Genomic DNA, 14,666 nt, shown 5'->3' with positions numbered 1-14,666 from the left:
GTGATCGCGCCATTATTTCTTTAAATCAGAATTTTGTCAAGGCTGATTCGGTCCACCCTCGCCTCACCGACTCCATCCCCAGCCTGCGCGGCCGTGACCACACCGGCATCAGCACAGAAATAGTCCAGGCGATGTGACGTGGCGTGCGGAAGCATGTTCCTGCACGCCATGAGGACCGCGTCGTCGCCCATCACTGCACGTTGAACGTCGCGCCGGGACATTCGGTGGTCACGCTGATCGGGATCCCCTGCGCCGCCGCCGCGGTCGGCTTCGGCTTCGCAACCACCTTCCAGCGGCCGGGCTTGTTCAGCCAATATCTGTGCCTCGATGTCGCAATGCGGCGCTCGGTATAGGTCGTGCCCTTCCAGATCAAAGGGCCCTTCGGCTTCGGTGCAGCGACCTCATGCCACGGTCCGAACTCGCCGAAGTCCATGAACCACAGATGCCATTCGAGCTTCTGATATTCATGATGGGACGCGACCACCTCGACGATGGGGCGGCCGTTCAGCCACGACACCTCGTCCTCGAGTGGCTTGATCTGCTGGCAACGGGTATGCAACGGCTCCTGAACGCGAAGCAGATCGTCTCGCTGGCTTTGCGTGAGCATCGCCGAGGTGACGGGCAGTCCCACGTTCGGATCATCGGCCGGATATGAGCAGATCGGCACCGTCGGCGGCCCCTGGCCCGTCCAGGGATTGTTGCTGCAATAGACTCGCCTCGTCACCGACGAAATGCCGGTGGTCGCCGTTTCCTCCGCCTTTCCGGTTTCCCGGTCCCAGACACCGCTGAACGTTGTCTTTTGATTCGGCGGACAGGCCACTGTCTTGTGGGCCGTCCACCAGTGCGAAACCTCGAATTCATAGTACGAGTAGCGCGGTTCCGGATACAGCACGGCTCTGACGCTGGTCAGCGCGTGGTGCGCTTCGCACGCCGTCCCATAGGTATCCAGCCAGCACACGAGGTGGAAGTTTTCGTTCGGCCAGCATCCCGCACGCGCCGACGACGTGAAGCCGAGTGCGGCGATCACCAAGGTAAAGGCAAGAAGATATCTCCGCATGGCGTTTCCCATGATGGCGTTTCCCCATGTCCCGCCTGTGCAGCCACAGGTTGACGATGAGTTTGCTCCGGCGCGGCGCCTGGTCCTTGATCGGGATCAATCCGCTTGCGCGACGTCGGCAACGTCGGCCGGATATCGGCGATGAGGCGACGGCGCAGCAGGTCCGGCTCGCTGGCAGCCCCTGGATCGTCGGGGCGGGTCCCCGCTTGGAGCCGAGATAGCGGAAGACCAGCCTGTCCCACCGCCGCCTCCGAATGCCGACTGCTACGTCCATAGCGATGAGCTGCGGGTCGAGGACTGATCCGGGCGCCAGGCGCGGCTAGCGGCAAGGCGTCACGCCCGTCGGGCAAATCAGGGTCGATGCGCCCGCACGATGGTCCGTTTCATGGCCTTCGATCGCCTGCAGACGACGTGTGCGGAAAACGCTTGTTTTGGGCGAGGCTTCAACGCATTGCCCCGGTCCGGCCCGCCGGGCCGAAAAATTCTTCTTTCTATTTTTCAGAACTCGTGATTGTCTACGCGCATCCCGCCTCATGGAGAGGGGCGTATCGCGGTCGTCACGACACGTGGAGGCGGGGAGTGATGGGCGAGCCGGTTTGCAGCGTGGTCATTCGCGCCGACGAACAACACCGGCTCGTACGGTCAAGTCGCGTGGTCCTGATACTCCGATGCCGGTATCAAGCCTGCGCCGGCGCTGACAGCGCCGCGTGGGTGACGGTGACCAACAAGCCCGGCGCACCGGGGAGAACGCGAAGCAGCCGTGAAAACCATCGCGCAGGGAGGGCCGGATCGTTCCGGCTGGACCTGTGGTACCTGCCGCCTGCATTTTTTAAGCAGGCGGGCCACGGGCCTCAGTCGAGGTCCGGCCTTCCCTGCCCCCTCTCGTTTGAAGAGGGTGAGACCACTGTATCACTCGGACGCCTGGGGCGCCGCGAGGCTATGGACGCACATCCCCATATGTCGCTCAGAATTGTTGATCACGACGGCGCAACAGGCGCGGTGCCCACCCTTCCCTGGAGGGGGCCTGGAGGGGGGATGCAGGGGGAGCGCCTCGGCGTCCCCCGCATCCGGTCTCGAGTCTTACTTGTTCGCCGCGCGGGCGCGCGACTTGGCGGCCGCCTTGGCGCGGATCCGCGAGATCTGGCCGCGCGGCAGGGTGACGAAGATCTCGCCGATCCAATCCAGCTTGACCCCCACGATCGGCTTGGCGTTGAAGCTCTTCAGATTGACCACGGACGGCGATTTGCCGCGTTCGATCGTCTTCAGGTAACGCTCGCCGGACTTGAGGCGTACCACCGCCTCCTCGCCGTAGAAGCTCGACAGCGGGTGGCGCTGCTCGCGGTAGACCACGATCACGTCGCCATTCTCATATTTCGGCAGCATCGAATCACCGGAGACCTCGAAGGCGATGGTCTCCTCGGAGATCGGGAAGGGCAGGGCGACCTCGCCGAGGCCCTCGACCGGCACCTGCTCGTAATCCGGCTCGATCACCGAGCCGGCGCCGACGCGCCCCATGACGGGGACGGAATTGAGCTCGAGATACTCCGTAATGAGCGGAATCTCGGCCGCCTTGATCAGGCGCTGGCCGCCGAGGATCTCGGAGACCGCGCCCGGCCGCACGCCCATGGCGCGGGCCAACCCTCCTTTCGTCTTTCCTGGCTTCTCGAGTGCACGCTCGATCATGGCGACGTCCAACATGGCTTTGACCTCTTTTGCGAATCTCGGAAGGGATTATATGTTTCGAATAATCAGAACTCAAGCTTGACTTTTTGTTCGGAATATCGGAAGATTTGGCCGTCGGGTGGAGCCGGCGGGTCCGGCGGCCCCGACCCAGAAGGAAGAGGCGAGAATGCAATCCACCGATTGGCCAGACCAACATTCCAAAATGCTGTGCGAGCTTCATGCCCAGGGGCGGTCCTATGCCGAGATCGCGCGCGCCCTCAATGCGCAGTTCGGAACCGCCTATACGCGGAACGCGACGCTTGGCCGCGGCAAGCGGATCGGGCTGGTGGCGCCGGGCGGGCCGAAAGCCGCTCGATCCGAGCCCCGGCCGATGTCCGCGGCGACCCGAACCCGGCGGCGAAGCCCGGACGCGGCGGCGTGGCCGATGCCGTCCCCGCCGAAGCCTGCCGCGCCGGTCAGGCTGCGCTGCGTCGGCCTCAGCCCGCGCCTGCTGTCCCTCGACCAGCTCGAACGCAACGATTGCCGCTACCCCTATGGAGGCGACCGGGACGACGATCCCATCACTTTCTGCGGTCATCCGCGCCAGCCCGGCTCCTGCTACTGCACGCCGCATTACCATCTCACGCGGCTTCCGCCCGAGGAGACCGCCGTGCGCTCCGCCGGCCCTTTGATCCTGCGGCTGGTCGCCGCCGCGTAGAGCGCGGCAAACCCGACCCGAACTGACCCCATCCATTTTCCGGAGACGAGACATGGCGCGCCCCAGACGCAGCAAGCCCCATCGCATGTCCAAGACCCACGACCGGAGAGGTCACGACCTGCCGCGAAATGCAGACGTGATTCCCGTAGAGATCGACGATCCGCAGGCGCTTGAGCCCGGCGATAAGATCGTCGCATTGCGATCGGTCCGCAGCGACCCGCTCGGCCGGCTGCACGCGCACAAGCAGCTGGATGACGCCCAATACCGGGCCGGACGGGCGTTCCAGAATGATTGGGAGCGGGCCGAGCGGGGCCCGCAGGCGATCGATCCCTCGCGCGAGCACGTCGACGGCGCCCGTGGGCGCGAGCCGGTCACCGAAAGCCAGAGGCAGGCGGTGCTGCGGCTCAACCGCGCCGAGCGCGAGCTCGGCGCCGACGGGGCGGCGATCACCCATGACGTCCTGGTGCACGGCCTGACCATGGAGCAGATCGGACACAAGCGGGGGCTCGCCAGCCAGCGCTGGAATGATTATTTCGCCCGGCGCTTCAAGGAGTGCCTGGACCGGCTGGCCGTGGTCTACGGGTTTTCCACCGACAGGATCGCCAGGAAATGCGATGGGGCCGTGCGATCGGGCCGTCGGGGCGAGAGCTAACGGCCGGCACGACCGGCGCTCGTACCGTCGTCGACGGGGTACGAGCGCCGGTCGGACAATCGTTTTCCCTCAGGGATGCGGCGTCACGACATAAGTGGTGCTGTAGGGCTCGACGCGCAGCGAGGCATGCGACAGCAAACCGATCTTGGCCGAAGGCGTCATCTGCAGCTCGCCGTTCGGGCCGCGATGAACGTTGTACTGCCAGGCCGCGAGGTCGCCTTTCTGCGCCAGTGCGCGCGCAACGGCGCTGGCATCGCTGCCGCCGATCGTCGCCAACTCGTCGCTATTGAGACCGATGACGATCTCGTCCTTGACGGTCACCACCTTGAACAGCGAGGTCGCGCTGTCGCCGGCCTTCGCCATCGAGGCAGCGAGCGACAGTGTGGCGACGGCGATGAAGATCGGGCGTGTCAGTCTGGAAGGCATGAGGACTCCTGTTGCCGATGGCATGATGGACGGCGTCGGTGTGCAGCCATTGGTTCCCGACGGGCGGCCATCGGTTCGCAGAAATCGATGCGGCGGTGGGTTGAACCAGGGGGCGTGACGTCGCGTCTAAGCGCGATTGCGGGATGCGTACGTGCCGCCTGATGGCCGGGTTGGTCCTGAGTTGACACAGGTCAAGCTGCGCGCCCGGGCATGTTGTATCTGGGAACGAGTGAAGTGAAGGGTGATGCCATGTTCAGCGGGAAATATCGATCTCCTTCGGCCGGTGGAAAAATCGCGATTGCGGCCGTCGCGGCCATCGCCGCGGTGGCGAGCGCGCCGGCGCCAGCCCATGCGGGGGCGGCGGGTCCGGCCAACAAGAGGGCGGTCGCGACGGCGACAGCCGGCGATTTGACCGATCTCAGCGCTCGCCGGCGCTATCGCCGCGTCTACAGGGGCAATCCAGCCGCCGGCTTGGCCATCATGGGTGCAATGATCGGCACCATCGGCACAATCGCCGCGCATCAGCACGACGACTACTATTACTATGGGCCCGGCTATTATCCCGGACCCGGCTATTACGGGCCGCCGCGGGTGTACTACGCACCGCGGCCATACTATGTTCGCCCGTATTACGGCCCGCCCGGTTACTACTACAGTCCGTACTGACGTGACGCGGCGCTCCGTCCATGTTGCGGTGTCGGCTCAGAAGCCGCCGGCGCTGAAACGGAGCGGCTGCACGACGTCGTACGCCGCCTTGCTGATCGGGACCGCATAGTCGATCGTGAGCGGTCCGAATGGCGATGCCCAGGTCATGCCGACGCCGACCGAGGAGCGCAGCACGTTCCTGTTCGCCACCTGGACATTCTGGGTCGGGCCGCGATAGCCGAACACGGTTCCTGCGTCGACGAAGGCCGATGCACGCAGGCCGTATTCCTGCGGCAATCCAGGAATGTTGCCCTGCAGCTCCGCCGTGGTCGCCCAAAACAGGCTGCCGCCGACATTGTCCATCGTCGATCCTGGCGTCAGATCGCGCGGCCCAAAGCCGCCCGGCGCGAAGCCGCGCACCATGGTGGGACCGCCGAAGAAGCTGTTGAGCAGCGGCGCCTGCTGGCCGCCCCATCCGGTGATATAGCCGCCTTGCGCGCGCACCATGCCGGTCAGGTCGCTGTTGATGGACCGATAGTAGCGGACGTCGCCCGTGGTCCGCAAAAAGCGAACGTCGCCGCCGAGGCCGGCGAGATCCTGCGTCAACTGTGAACGAATGCCGCTGGTCGGCACCTTGTTGTTGTCGAGCGAGCTGTAGGTGACGGTATTGCCGAGCGAGGACACCGTCTGCCGTCCGGCCGCGACCGCTTGGCGGACCGGGAGGGACACCGCTGCCGGCGAGATCCCCGGCGCGAGCACCACCCTTTGGTCGTAGAGCGAATAGCGCCACAGCATGGCAGTCTGCTCGCTGACCGGCATGCCCAGGGTGAGGGCTCCGCCATAGGTATTGCTGCCGAAGGATTGGAACGTGCTGACCATGCTCTGTCGCGCGAACAGCTCCATGCCAGGTGTCGTTCGACCGAGGGCGTAGGGCGAGGTGAAGGACAGGCTGGCGCCTCGCGCGAACTGGCCGTAGGTGAAAGTGGCCTGCGCAGTGTTGCCGGTGCCGAGCACGTTGCGGTCACCGATCTTCACCTCGGCGAGCAATCCGTCCGTGGACGAATAGCCGCCCGAGACGTTGAAGTCGCCGGTCGCCTGATCGACTGCCTCGACATCCAGCACCACGCGATCCCTGGCCGAGCCCGGCCGCGTCGAGATCTTGACGGTCTTGAAGTAGTTGAGGTTGCGCAGGCGACGTTCGGCGCGGTCGATCAGCGTCCTGTTGTAGGCATCGCCTTCGCTGACGTCGAACTCGCGCCGGATCACGTCGTCGTGCGTGCGCGTGTTGCCGTGGATCTCGATGCGCTCGACATAGCTGCGTCGTCCCTGCTCGATCTGGAAGTTGACGTCGGCCAGCCGATCCGGCGCATGCCGATTGATCCTGGGCTCGACCTGCGCAAACGGAAAGCCGAGCTTGCCAAGTTCAGCCGCCAGGAGTTCGGAGGTCTTGTCGATCTTGCTCTGGTCGAACGTGTCGCCCTGCTGCACCAGCAAGGATGTGCGCAGGCGGTCGCAGGCCAGCCCCTGCACGTTGCAGGAGACGTCGACTGCGGCGAATTTATAGAGTCCGCCTTCCTCGATCGCAAAGGTGAGGTTGTAGCCGCTATTTGCCGCGTCATAGTCGACGCTCACATTGGAAACCTCGGCATCGGCGTAGCCGTGGTTACGATAATATTGTCGCAGCAGCTCGCGGTCCTCGTTGACGCGATCTGCGTCGTAGACGTTGCCGCCAGTCACGAAGCTCAGCACGTTGGTGGCCGAGGTCTTGATCACCGCGTGCAATTGTCGGGCGCCATAGGCGCGATTGCCTGTGAAGTTGATCGCCCTGACCGGCGTCTTCTTGCCTTCGGTGATGGTGAAGACGAGATCGACGCGGTCGTTGCCGCGATCGATGATCTCCGGGACGACGCGGATGTCGTCGCGTCCAGCGCGATGGTACGTCTGGATGATGCGGGCGACGTCGCCCTGGACGGTTGCGCGCTGCAGGCCGGCTCGCGGCTTTGATAGCACCGCGCCCGTGAGCTCCGCATCCTTCACCTTCTTGTTACCTTCGAAGGCGACGCGATCGAGCACTTTTGCTTCCGAGACACGGACCACGGTCCGTCCGTCGGCGCGGCTGATCTTCGCGTCGTCGAACAGCCCGGTCGCAACCAGCGCCTTCAGGCCGGCGTCGAGCGCGGCGGCGTCGTAGCGCCCGTTGGCGTCAGTGTGGAAATAGGATCGCACGGTGTCGGCATCGACGCGCCGATTGCCCTGTACTACAAGGGCTTCGGCCGCCACGGCCGGCGGCGCGGACGTCACCACCAACAGCGTCGCAACGATCAATGCGACATGTCGCGATCTGCTGTCTCCACGGTGACGGCTGTCTCGGGCGGTCAACATGCGCGCATCTGCCTGCTCGTCATGCCGGGATGCAAGAGCCGGTGGGCGGCCAAATCATGTCGAAGCCGTGGAGACTTGGCGGCCTGCGATCACGCCTGCGAAGGGTGACCGGCAGGGAATCGAGCGCGGCCGCAGAATCGACGCAGAGTCGATTCAAACGGCGTGCAGCATCGTCCTCATCCGTACGCGCCAGCAGATGCTGATGCGGCGAACGTTTGTCGGGAGCAGACCATGCGCGCGATCGCCTTGGCCCTCATCGCTTGCACTTTCGTTCAATCAGCCCTTGCTGCTGCGGTCGTCCCAGAGATCGACCCACGCGCGTCGCTCGGTGTCGTCCAGAATTGGATCTACAACTATCGCACCAAACCCGACTACGCCCATGTGCCGGCGGCGGTGCGGGTGCTGTTTCACTCGCAGACGTTCAAGGAGCCGGAGAACGCGGGCATCTATCTCGGCTTCATTGCGGGGGCGATCGGCTCCAATCCGGCCAAGGCGGAACAACTGGTCAACAGCTTCTTTCCCGTGCCTCCCGAGGAGGAGTGGGTGGTCGTGCGGGCCATCGCTTATTCAGGTCTGCCGGATTGGCGCAATCTCATGCGCAGGGTCGCGCCGAAGATGTCGGGCCGCCGCGTGATGATCGACGGCTATCTCAGCGGCGCACAGCCGACCTTGATGGACATCCCATTGGAGGAATCGAAGCCTGGCGTGATGGACAAGCTGCGTGGCGCATTGACGCAGAATCCGTTCAAGAAGGAGGAACGCAAGCTCGACACGCGGCTCAGCTACGCGACCCACCAGGATCTGCTCGACATCCTCTGGGGTTATTACTTCGCGACCGGCTCGCGCGTGCCGATCCAGCGCATCGTGCAGATGCTGCCATGGTCGAAGAGCCGCGACACGGTCGACAAGCTGACCATCGGTAGCATGGCGCGCTATACGCTTGCCAGCTACTCGGTGCGCGATGCCAGCCTGCGCGACTATCTCCGGGAGGAGCTGGCGCGGCAGTCGGGACCGGTCAAGGAGCCGCTCAGGGAGGTGGTTGAGGCCGCCGATACGGTGCAGCTCGGCGCCGTCCGCAAGGATGCCGTCGCCGCGGTCGAGGAGCTGAAGACCAAGGGCTCTGACGCCCGCCGCAACATGGATTTCTGGGGACAGCTCGGCGTCGGCGCCCTTGCGCTCGGCTGCGTCTCGGCTGCGGCGCTGGGGCAGGTCGCCGTCGGCATCCCCTGCGTGATCGGCGGCTCGGCCTCGCAGGGCCTGCTCTCGTTCTGGGAGAAGCAGCAATAGGCCGTCGGTGGCGCAGCGGTGGCGTTCGTTGGCGGACCGGGGGAAGGGGAGAGCCGGTCGAGCGGAGCGGCGGGGGGCTGACACTCAGGGCGCTCTTGATGCCGAAGCGGCCTGATCGCGCGCCCAACGTGCACACTCAAGGGTTGTTCGGCTTTTCGTTTCCTCTACGAAAAGTAGAAAAAGTAGTCGGCGCGCAGTCTCTGCTGGCACGCCTATGAAAAAATCAGGACAGGCTGGCCTTCACTGCAGCCGGATAAACCGGCTCACGGTGAACCTCCGCGCCAGATTCGTCGACGACGACGATGGACAGCCTGCGGTCGGTGATGCGCGGGTCGTGCCGGAGTCGCCGGGCCAAATCCCGGCTGTGCTCGATCGCCCCCGCACTCGTCGCAAATTCCAGGCCGGTCCGGTCTCTGGTCGGAATGCCATCCTTCATATCGAAATAATAAGTGCGCATGGTCTTCCTGCAGCCGCTGTGTGGCGGGAGTGGGCACGGAGCCCGAGCGGGATCCGCAACCCATTCTTCCCCCAAAGCAAACTATAGAAGACCTCTAATGTGGAGGACAAGCTTACCGCTGCCGTAATCCCCGCGCATTGTTCGGTAAACGACCGTTTCCACTGGTATCGTCAGCCAGAAACTGCCAGAAGACCCAAATTGTGACGCCGAAATCAACCCACCGGTCAGTTCGGCTTGCTGCGAGAGTTGTTCCCTGGCATACTTTCAACCTCATCGGGTTCCGCACGGTCGATTTCCAGGCGGGCCATCCTGAGGATCAGGGTCGCAGTCGTCAGACCGAGACTTTCAGCCTCGATTGCTGCAGTATCTACCTTGCGTGCAAGGCCTTCACGTTTGCTAAGGACTGGCATTACCGTTTCCTGCCAAAGGTGCGAGATGAAGAATTCAACATTCATCGCGGAGCTGCACACGAAGCTCGGAGCCCCATCGAGCGAAGCCGTGGAAAGCCTTCGTCTGCTGAAGGCGTTCCTGAAGCTGGCTCCGGGCCAGCGCATCGAGGTGATCGAGATAGTCGAGCGGTTGACCGCAGACGCCCTTTCGGAGACCGACCGCCCTCTGTCCTGACCTCATCCCTCCCGATTGCATGCAATGGTTGCGGGTGGTCGCGTGGCGATCGCGTAGATTGCATCATCCAGCGCTTCCGATTCGTGCAGCGTCCCGGCCGGCAACAGGATCTTGTCGCCGGCGGTACAGATGCGCTCGCCGCCTTCCCAACGAAACGTGAGCCGTCCCTTGATCACGACGAGGATTTCGTCGACGGGGTGGGTATGGAAGGCGTGAACCTTGCCGGCTGCATCGTGCTGCAGCTCGATGCAGCCCTGCGCCGGCAACAGCGCCAGGATGTCGGGATCGATCGCGAAGCTGGTCTTGGTTCCAGCGATGATCTGGGTCATGCAGCCTGCTCCTTGTCTGTAATGGACGATGGCTTGGTCTGCGCCAGCTTGTGGAAGGGACAGGCCGGCGGCGGCTGGTTGTCGTCGTAGAGGAAGTACTGTTTGAACTCCCGGCCCTCCGGATTGCCGTAGCGTCCGAGCTGGGGCGAAGGCGCCGTCGTGTCGAACGGGACCAGCCGTTTGCGCACCTCGCCGAAGGCCTTGGCCGCCGCCTCGTCCGTGCCGAGCATCCGTTCGAACACCCAGCGCGGCTGGAAGGTCAGCATGAATGCGCTCGATCGGCGGCTTTGCCGCATCACATGTGCGGGCGTGCTGCAGACGACGAAGATCGGCTCCCCGGCGAACGAGAACTCCCACATCGGATGATCGACGGTCTCGGGAATTTCGGCGGGCCACGGCTGGCTGTCGACGCGCGCCAGCTGATCGAGGATGTGCCAGAATTTCTTGTAGTAGGAGTCGATGGTCTGGACCGGGCGCGGGCGCGTGAACAGCACCAGCGAGGTGTTGGGCCCGTGCGAGCGGCTCTCCGAGACGAACAAGGCGAGCTGCTGGCCGAGCACGTCGATGTCGATGGGGTCGAGAAACAGATAACGAAGCTGATCGTGACGATAGCCCGCGACGCCGAATACGCACGGAAAGGGTCTTGCTTCGCTGCTCATCTGAGCCTCGAATTCCGAAAACAGGACGCTCTGCCAGGTGCCGGCCTGATGGCCGGATCGGACTTCGTCCCTTCTCAAATACAAACGCGACATACTGACCCTCTCTGTTCTTATGCTTAAGTACGAAGTATCAATTCGCGCCTCATCATCAGCGGCCCAAGGAGTCCAGGAAGCGACATCAGGAGAAGAATCTCGATCAGGGCTGCGTAGCCGGAATCGCTGGCGGCACTGCGCAGGCTTGATCCGATGTCGGGGTCGAGGCCGCTTGCAGTCACCATGGCAAAGGCGATCGCCGGCTGAGCCAGCCCGGCAAAAATGCCGGCGGCTGTCGTATTGATCGATGCGCCGACGCCGATGCGCTCCGCCGTGTAGAGATGCTTCGTGCTTTTCAGGATCAGCGGCACGGTGCCCCCGGCCACCAGACCGAGCACGGCGAACACCGCGCCGACATAGAAGAAGCCGAAGCTGTGCGCCAGTGCCGGCAACAGCATCCCGACGAGCAGCATGCGCAGCAGGGTGATGGAAATCAGGGCTGCATTGAGCGACTGCATCCGATCGGCGGCATGGCCGAGAAAGATCGATCCGATGGCGTTGCCGACCATGAAGGCGAGCAGAGGGCCGCCGGCCGCTGACGGCGAGATGCCGAAATAATGCGCGACCATCGGGATGCCCCACACCCCCGCGAGCGTGGTCACGACCGCGAAATGCGCAGCGAAGCTCATGGCGCAGCCCCAGGTCGCGGCCGATCCGAGCGCATGCCAGCTTGTGACCAGGACGCTCTTCAGCGTCCGGCTGGTGTAGTTCGCAGGTGCGGATTTCAAGGTCGCGGACGCGCAGGCAAAGTTCGCGACGCCGACGCAGGCGATGAAGAGAAAACAGGCGCGCCAGCCGAAGCCGCTGACCGCAGCGGCAAGCGGGGTCGTGGCGAGGACGCCGCCGACATAGCCCGACACCTGGGAGATGCCGGACATCAGGCCGAAACGCTGGTCGGAAAAGTTCTGCGCGACGAGCTTCAGCAGCGCCGTGAACACCAGCGCGTCGCCGCACGCCACGACCACGCGTGCGACGAAGACGTCGAACAGGGTAGGCGACAGCGCGAAGGCGGCGCTGCCGAGCACCGACGCCGTCATGCTGCACAGGACGACGCGCTTCACACCGTAGCGGTCGACCAGAACGCCCGCGGGGATCTGCATCAAGGTGTAGCCCCAGAAGTAGCTGGAGGCGAGCATCGCGACGCCGGAGGCGTCGGTGCCGAAGTCGCGCATGAAGTCGAGGCCCACGGTCTGCGGCGACATCCGCTGCAGGAAGGCGACGGCGTAGGCAAAAGCGACCGTTCCCCACGCAACATAGGCGCGATCGAAGAACCGGAGCGGAGAGGACGCGACCGCTTGTTGTCCGAGCGCCGCCATCACACCCTCGCATAGCCGACGGAGAACAGGGCGTCGGCGGAATCCGGGATGATCCGCGACATCGCGGTCTCGACCAGCGAGGCCCTGCCGTGATAGTCTTGCCTGATGTGCTGGATGTGTCCGTAGGCGCCGCGCATGATCATGCGGGGCACCTCGAGCGGCTTTCCCGGATAGATCGTCGCGCACATCTCGACGCAGGCGGCCTGCAACTCCGCATCCGCCGCCTCATCGAGCAGCGACGGCGCGACCCTCTCGCAGATCTTGGCGTTGGCAGCCCACACGATCGGGTTGCGCGTACGCCATCCGTAAAGAATTTCTTCACCGGGCGTGGCCGACCCAGGATGCTTGAGGATCTGCGACGTAAAGAACCCATACAGGCCACGACCCTGATGTGCGGGTAGTACTTCGGTCCCACTGCGATAGATGGCCAGCCGCTGCGCGATGGTCATCACGCGATAGACCGAGAACGCGACCAGTCCGATGTGATCGTAGACTAGAACGAGGCCGTATTTGCTGTTGAACGGCGATGAGGCCGCGGTCCAATGGGGGTCGATTGCTTTCCAGTTAATGGCAATGATCGAATTCATCGCATCCATGATCGGCTGCCGATCAGGCAGCTCGATCTCCGACGCGTCGGAAAAGCTGTAGACGGTGTAGTCGTCCCATGGCGAGGCGATGGTCTTGTATCGGCCGTCCAGGTTGCGCGACATCACGTGAACTCCAGCACTGCAAGGTCGAGCTATACAGGCGGTCCTCCGATGGCTTAAAGGACAATATGCCCTCGAATCCTGCCAACTCTCCCCGGCGTGCTGCGGTGCGTCGAGATGGTGCCGAAAGGCGGCTCGCCATCTTTGCCTTTCCCGGAGTGACGCTGCTCGACGTTTCCGGCCCGGCGCAGGTGTTCGCCGAGCTCAGCGAGATCGAGCTGCCGGGGCCGGGCTATGCGCTCAGCTACGTGTCCAAGGAGGGCGGACTGGTGCCGACCGATGTCGGCCTGATGATCGACACAGCGCCGCTCTCGTCCGTGAAGCCGGATGAGGTCGACACGCTGCTGATCCCTGGGGGGCCGGGCATCTGGAAGCTGCGGCAGGACGAGACGGTGATGCGGTGGATCGGGGAGGTGCTCCCGGGCGCCCGGCGGATCGCATCCGTCTGCCTCGGCGCCTTTGCGCTGGCCTGGGTCGGCGCGCTGGAGGGCAGGCGGGCCGCTACACATTGGCGCTACTGCCCCCGCCTGCAGGACAGTTTTCCGAACGTGAAGGTCGAGCCCGACGCGATCTTCGTGCAGGACGGCCGGGTCTGGTCATCCGCAGGCGTGAGCGCCGGCATCGATCTGGCGCTGGCGATGATCGAGGAGGATTTCGGTCATACGATCGCGCTCGACGTGGCGCGCCGGCTCGTCGTCTTCCTGAAGCGTCCTGGCGGCCAGAGTCAGTTTTCGACCGTCCTGGCGGCGCAGGCGTCCGACGTCGAGGGTCGGTTCAGTGCGCTGCATGCCTGGATCATCGAGAACATCGCGAGCGACCTGCGCGTCGAGGCGCTGGCCGCGAGAGCCGGCATGACGCCGCGCACCTTTGCCCGCACCTATGTCAGCCGCACCGGGATGACCCCGGCACAGGGAGTCGAGGCGCTCAGGGTCGAGACGGCGCGCCTCCTACTCGAAAGCCGCCAGGTCGAAAACGTGGTCGAAGTCGCCAAACGGGCGGGCTTTGGCGACGACGAGCGCATGCGGCGGGCGTTCCTGCGGCATCTCGGCGTGTCGCCATCGGAGTATCGGCGCCGCTTCTCGGGCTGAGCGGCGCTTGCCGCAACCGGGGCTGACAAGATTCGCCGGAGTCGACGCCTTTGCCTTTGCTTTCGGGTTAGTCTCGCCGCTCGCGTTGAGGCCAGAGCGGCCATGCCTTATGCGATCGCTCGAAGGCTTCCGTAAAAGGCCATGTGTATAACGCTGAAAATTTGATGCAGATCCGCCTCCGCGGACGGGAAAGGCCAATGACCAACATCGTTCCCTTTCGCACGAGGACACTCTCTCCTCAGGCCGCCTTTGCGACGGCTGAAGAGAAGGCCGCGGTTGTGGTGGCCGGTGCCGGCCACATGGACACCGTGCGAGCCGGTGCATTCGGTGTCAGGGAGGATGCGAGAAGAACTGTCCTCCTTCTCGATCTTGCCCTGCAGCATGCGCGAGAGCTCTCAGGCCTCGTTACGGACCGAGCGCGCGCGGCGGACCTATGATCGTCACCTCGCTTCGATCGAATACGCGCTGCAGAATACGCGCCAACGTATTGAGCTGCTGCCGGTTTGATGGACACCCGGTCAAGCTAATCCCACCTTGCGCTCGAACTCAACCGGGCTGACGTAG

Annotated in this window: 17 protein-coding genes; 7 read left to right on the top strand and 10 right to left on the bottom strand. The window is 64.2% G+C overall.

Annotation, left to right across the window (positions count from 1 at the left end; genetic code table 11):
* Positions 1 to 190: 190 nt before the first annotated feature.
* Both QX135_RS26870 and QX135_RS26865 read right to left on the bottom strand, forming a co-directional pair.
* Entirely contained in the window at positions 191 to 1,027 is an 837-nt protein-coding gene (locus tag QX135_RS26870) for a hypothetical protein (protein WP_316182436.1), read from the bottom strand.
* Positions 1,028 to 2,137: 1,110 nt separating this feature from the next.
* Positions 2,138 to 2,755, bottom strand: a complete 618-nt coding sequence (locus tag QX135_RS26865) for a helix-turn-helix transcriptional regulator (RefSeq protein ID WP_315739119.1) — start codon at positions 2,753 to 2,755, stop codon at positions 2,138 to 2,140.
* Between the two features lie 151 nt (positions 2,756 to 2,906).
* Here QX135_RS26865 and QX135_RS26860 point away from each other — a divergent pair, with 151 nt between their 5' ends.
* The gene (locus tag QX135_RS26860; RefSeq protein WP_315771519.1) at positions 2,907 to 3,437 is read left to right on the top strand and encodes a GcrA family cell cycle regulator; all 531 of its coding nucleotides are present in this window, start codon (positions 2,907 to 2,909) and stop codon (positions 3,435 to 3,437) included.
* Positions 3,438 to 3,489: 52 nt separating this feature from the next.
* Positions 3,490 to 4,089 (top strand): DUF6456 domain-containing protein, encoded by a 600-nt coding sequence (locus QX135_RS26855; protein ID WP_316182310.1) that lies wholly within the window; start codon positions 3,490 to 3,492, stop codon positions 4,087 to 4,089.
* Positions 4,090 to 4,158: 69 nt separating this feature from the next.
* On the opposite strand, the gene QX135_RS26850 is transcribed toward QX135_RS26855, so the two are convergent.
* Complete coding sequence (locus QX135_RS26850; RefSeq protein ID WP_315739114.1) at positions 4,159 to 4,515, bottom strand: hypothetical protein; 357 nt, start codon at positions 4,513 to 4,515, stop codon at positions 4,159 to 4,161.
* Between the two features lie 249 nt (positions 4,516 to 4,764).
* Here QX135_RS26850 and QX135_RS26845 point away from each other — a divergent pair, with 249 nt between their 5' ends.
* Complete coding sequence (locus QX135_RS26845; protein ID WP_316182308.1) at positions 4,765 to 5,181, top strand: hypothetical protein; 417 nt, start codon at positions 4,765 to 4,767, stop codon at positions 5,179 to 5,181.
* A 36-nt stretch (positions 5,182 to 5,217) separates the two neighbouring features.
* Here QX135_RS26845 and bamA read toward each other — a convergent pair whose 3' ends face one another.
* A complete protein-coding gene (bamA, locus tag QX135_RS26840; protein ID WP_316182306.1) occupies positions 5,218 to 7,542 on the bottom strand; it encodes an outer membrane protein assembly factor BamA in 2,325 nt (774 codons plus the stop codon).
* Positions 7,543 to 7,773: 231 nt separating this feature from the next.
* Here bamA and QX135_RS26835 point away from each other — a divergent pair, with 231 nt between their 5' ends.
* Positions 7,774 to 8,829 carry a hypothetical protein gene (locus QX135_RS26835; protein ID WP_316182304.1) on the top strand — a complete coding sequence of 352 codons (1,056 nt, stop codon included), beginning with the start codon at positions 7,774 to 7,776 and terminating at the stop codon, positions 8,827 to 8,829.
* Between the two features lie 223 nt (positions 8,830 to 9,052).
* Here QX135_RS26835 and QX135_RS26830 read toward each other — a convergent pair whose 3' ends face one another.
* Both QX135_RS26830 and QX135_RS26825 read right to left on the bottom strand, forming a co-directional pair.
* Positions 9,053 to 9,286 (bottom strand): DUF6894 family protein, encoded by a 234-nt coding sequence (locus tag QX135_RS26830; RefSeq protein WP_315712992.1) that lies wholly within the window; start codon positions 9,284 to 9,286, stop codon positions 9,053 to 9,055.
* Between the two features lie 224 nt (positions 9,287 to 9,510).
* Positions 9,511 to 9,741 carry a hypothetical protein gene (locus QX135_RS26825; RefSeq protein ID WP_315739109.1) on the bottom strand — a complete coding sequence of 77 codons (231 nt, stop codon included), beginning with the start codon at positions 9,739 to 9,741 and terminating at the stop codon, positions 9,511 to 9,513.
* On the opposite strand from QX135_RS26825, the gene QX135_RS26820 reads away from it, so the two are divergent.
* Complete coding sequence (locus QX135_RS26820; protein ID WP_315782872.1) at positions 9,722 to 9,910, top strand: hypothetical protein; 189 nt, start codon at positions 9,722 to 9,724, stop codon at positions 9,908 to 9,910. The two genes, QX135_RS26825 and QX135_RS26820, sit on opposite strands and share 20 nt — an antisense overlap.
* Positions 9,911 to 9,912: 2 nt before the next feature.
* On the opposite strand, the gene QX135_RS26815 is transcribed toward QX135_RS26820, so the two are convergent.
* The 4 genes from QX135_RS26815 to QX135_RS26800 form a co-directional block, all read right to left on the bottom strand.
* Positions 9,913 to 10,239 (bottom strand): cupin domain-containing protein, encoded by a 327-nt coding sequence (locus QX135_RS26815; RefSeq protein WP_315739106.1) that lies wholly within the window; start codon positions 10,237 to 10,239, stop codon positions 9,913 to 9,915.
* On the bottom strand, positions 10,236 to 10,898 hold the full coding sequence (locus QX135_RS26810; protein WP_315782868.1) for a YqcI/YcgG family protein: 663 nt from the start codon (positions 10,896 to 10,898) through the stop codon (positions 10,236 to 10,238). Before QX135_RS26810 ends, QX135_RS26815 begins: the two co-directional genes overlap by 4 nt.
* A 116-nt stretch (positions 10,899 to 11,014) precedes the next feature.
* Positions 11,015 to 12,307 carry an MFS transporter gene (locus QX135_RS26805; RefSeq protein ID WP_316182301.1) on the bottom strand — a complete coding sequence of 431 codons (1,293 nt, stop codon included), beginning with the start codon at positions 12,305 to 12,307 and terminating at the stop codon, positions 11,015 to 11,017.
* Positions 12,307 to 13,017, bottom strand: a complete 711-nt coding sequence (locus tag QX135_RS26800) for a hypothetical protein (RefSeq protein ID WP_316182299.1) — start codon at positions 13,015 to 13,017, stop codon at positions 12,307 to 12,309. The genes QX135_RS26805 and QX135_RS26800 overlap by 1 nt, the downstream gene beginning before the upstream one ends.
* 65 nt (positions 13,018 to 13,082) lie before the next feature.
* Here QX135_RS26800 and QX135_RS26795 point away from each other — a divergent pair, with 65 nt between their 5' ends.
* Together QX135_RS26795 and QX135_RS26790 are read left to right on the top strand one after the other, a co-directional pair.
* Positions 13,083 to 14,102, top strand: coding sequence for a GlxA family transcriptional regulator (locus QX135_RS26795; RefSeq protein WP_315739102.1), 1,020 nt, complete (start codon positions 13,083 to 13,085; stop codon positions 14,100 to 14,102).
* Positions 14,103 to 14,299: 197 nt separating this feature from the next.
* Entirely contained in the window at positions 14,300 to 14,539 is a 240-nt protein-coding gene (locus QX135_RS26790; RefSeq protein WP_315812938.1) for a hypothetical protein, read from the top strand.
* The last annotated feature ends 127 nt before the right edge of the window (positions 14,540 to 14,666 follow it).

Origin of the sequence: Bradyrhizobium sp. SZCCHNR1098 (assembly GCF_032489375.1) — a bacterium.
Taxonomy (GTDB): Bacteria; Pseudomonadota; Alphaproteobacteria; order Rhizobiales; family Xanthobacteraceae; genus Bradyrhizobium.
The sequence above is the reverse complement of the archived record's forward strand: the minus strand, read 5'-3'. Positions and strand labels throughout refer to the sequence as shown.

Bases quoted from the DNA above. Each gene is read 5' to 3' on its own strand.
- QX135_RS26865 (WP_315739119.1), bottom strand. From the start codon at position 2,755: ATGTTGGACGTCGCCATGATCGAGCGTGCACTCGAGAAGCCAGGAAAG.
- QX135_RS26860 (WP_315771519.1), top strand. From the start codon at position 2,907: ATGCAATCCACCGATTGGCCAGACCAACATTCCAAAATGCTGTGCGAG.
- QX135_RS26855 (WP_316182310.1), top strand. From the start codon at position 3,490: ATGGCGCGCCCCAGACGCAGCAAGCCCCATCGCATGTCCAAGACCCAC.
- QX135_RS26850 (WP_315739114.1), bottom strand. From the start codon at position 4,515: ATGCCTTCCAGACTGACACGCCCGATCTTCATCGCCGTCGCCACACTG.
- QX135_RS26845 (WP_316182308.1), top strand. From the start codon at position 4,765: ATGTTCAGCGGGAAATATCGATCTCCTTCGGCCGGTGGAAAAATCGCG.
- bamA (WP_316182306.1), bottom strand. From the start codon at position 7,542: ATGTTGACCGCCCGAGACAGCCGTCACCGTGGAGACAGCAGATCGCGA.
- QX135_RS26835 (WP_316182304.1), top strand. From the start codon at position 7,774: ATGCGCGCGATCGCCTTGGCCCTCATCGCTTGCACTTTCGTTCAATCA.
- QX135_RS26830 (WP_315712992.1), bottom strand. From the start codon at position 9,286: ATGCGCACTTATTATTTCGATATGAAGGATGGCATTCCGACCAGAGAC.
- QX135_RS26820 (WP_315782872.1), top strand. From the start codon at position 9,722: ATGAAGAATTCAACATTCATCGCGGAGCTGCACACGAAGCTCGGAGCC.
- QX135_RS26825 (WP_315739109.1), bottom strand. From the start codon at position 9,741: ATGAATGTTGAATTCTTCATCTCGCACCTTTGGCAGGAAACGGTAATG.
- QX135_RS26815 (WP_315739106.1), bottom strand. From the start codon at position 10,239: ATGACCCAGATCATCGCTGGAACCAAGACCAGCTTCGCGATCGATCCC.
- QX135_RS26810 (WP_315782868.1), bottom strand. From the start codon at position 10,898: ATGAGCAGCGAAGCAAGACCCTTTCCGTGCGTATTCGGCGTCGCGGGC.
- QX135_RS26805 (WP_316182301.1), bottom strand. From the start codon at position 12,307: ATGGCGGCGCTCGGACAACAAGCGGTCGCGTCCTCTCCGCTCCGGTTC.
- QX135_RS26800 (WP_316182299.1), bottom strand. From the start codon at position 13,017: ATGTCGCGCAACCTGGACGGCCGATACAAGACCATCGCCTCGCCATGG.
- QX135_RS26795 (WP_315739102.1), top strand. From the start codon at position 13,083: ATGCCCTCGAATCCTGCCAACTCTCCCCGGCGTGCTGCGGTGCGTCGA.
- QX135_RS26790 (WP_315812938.1), top strand. From the start codon at position 14,300: ATGACCAACATCGTTCCCTTTCGCACGAGGACACTCTCTCCTCAGGCC.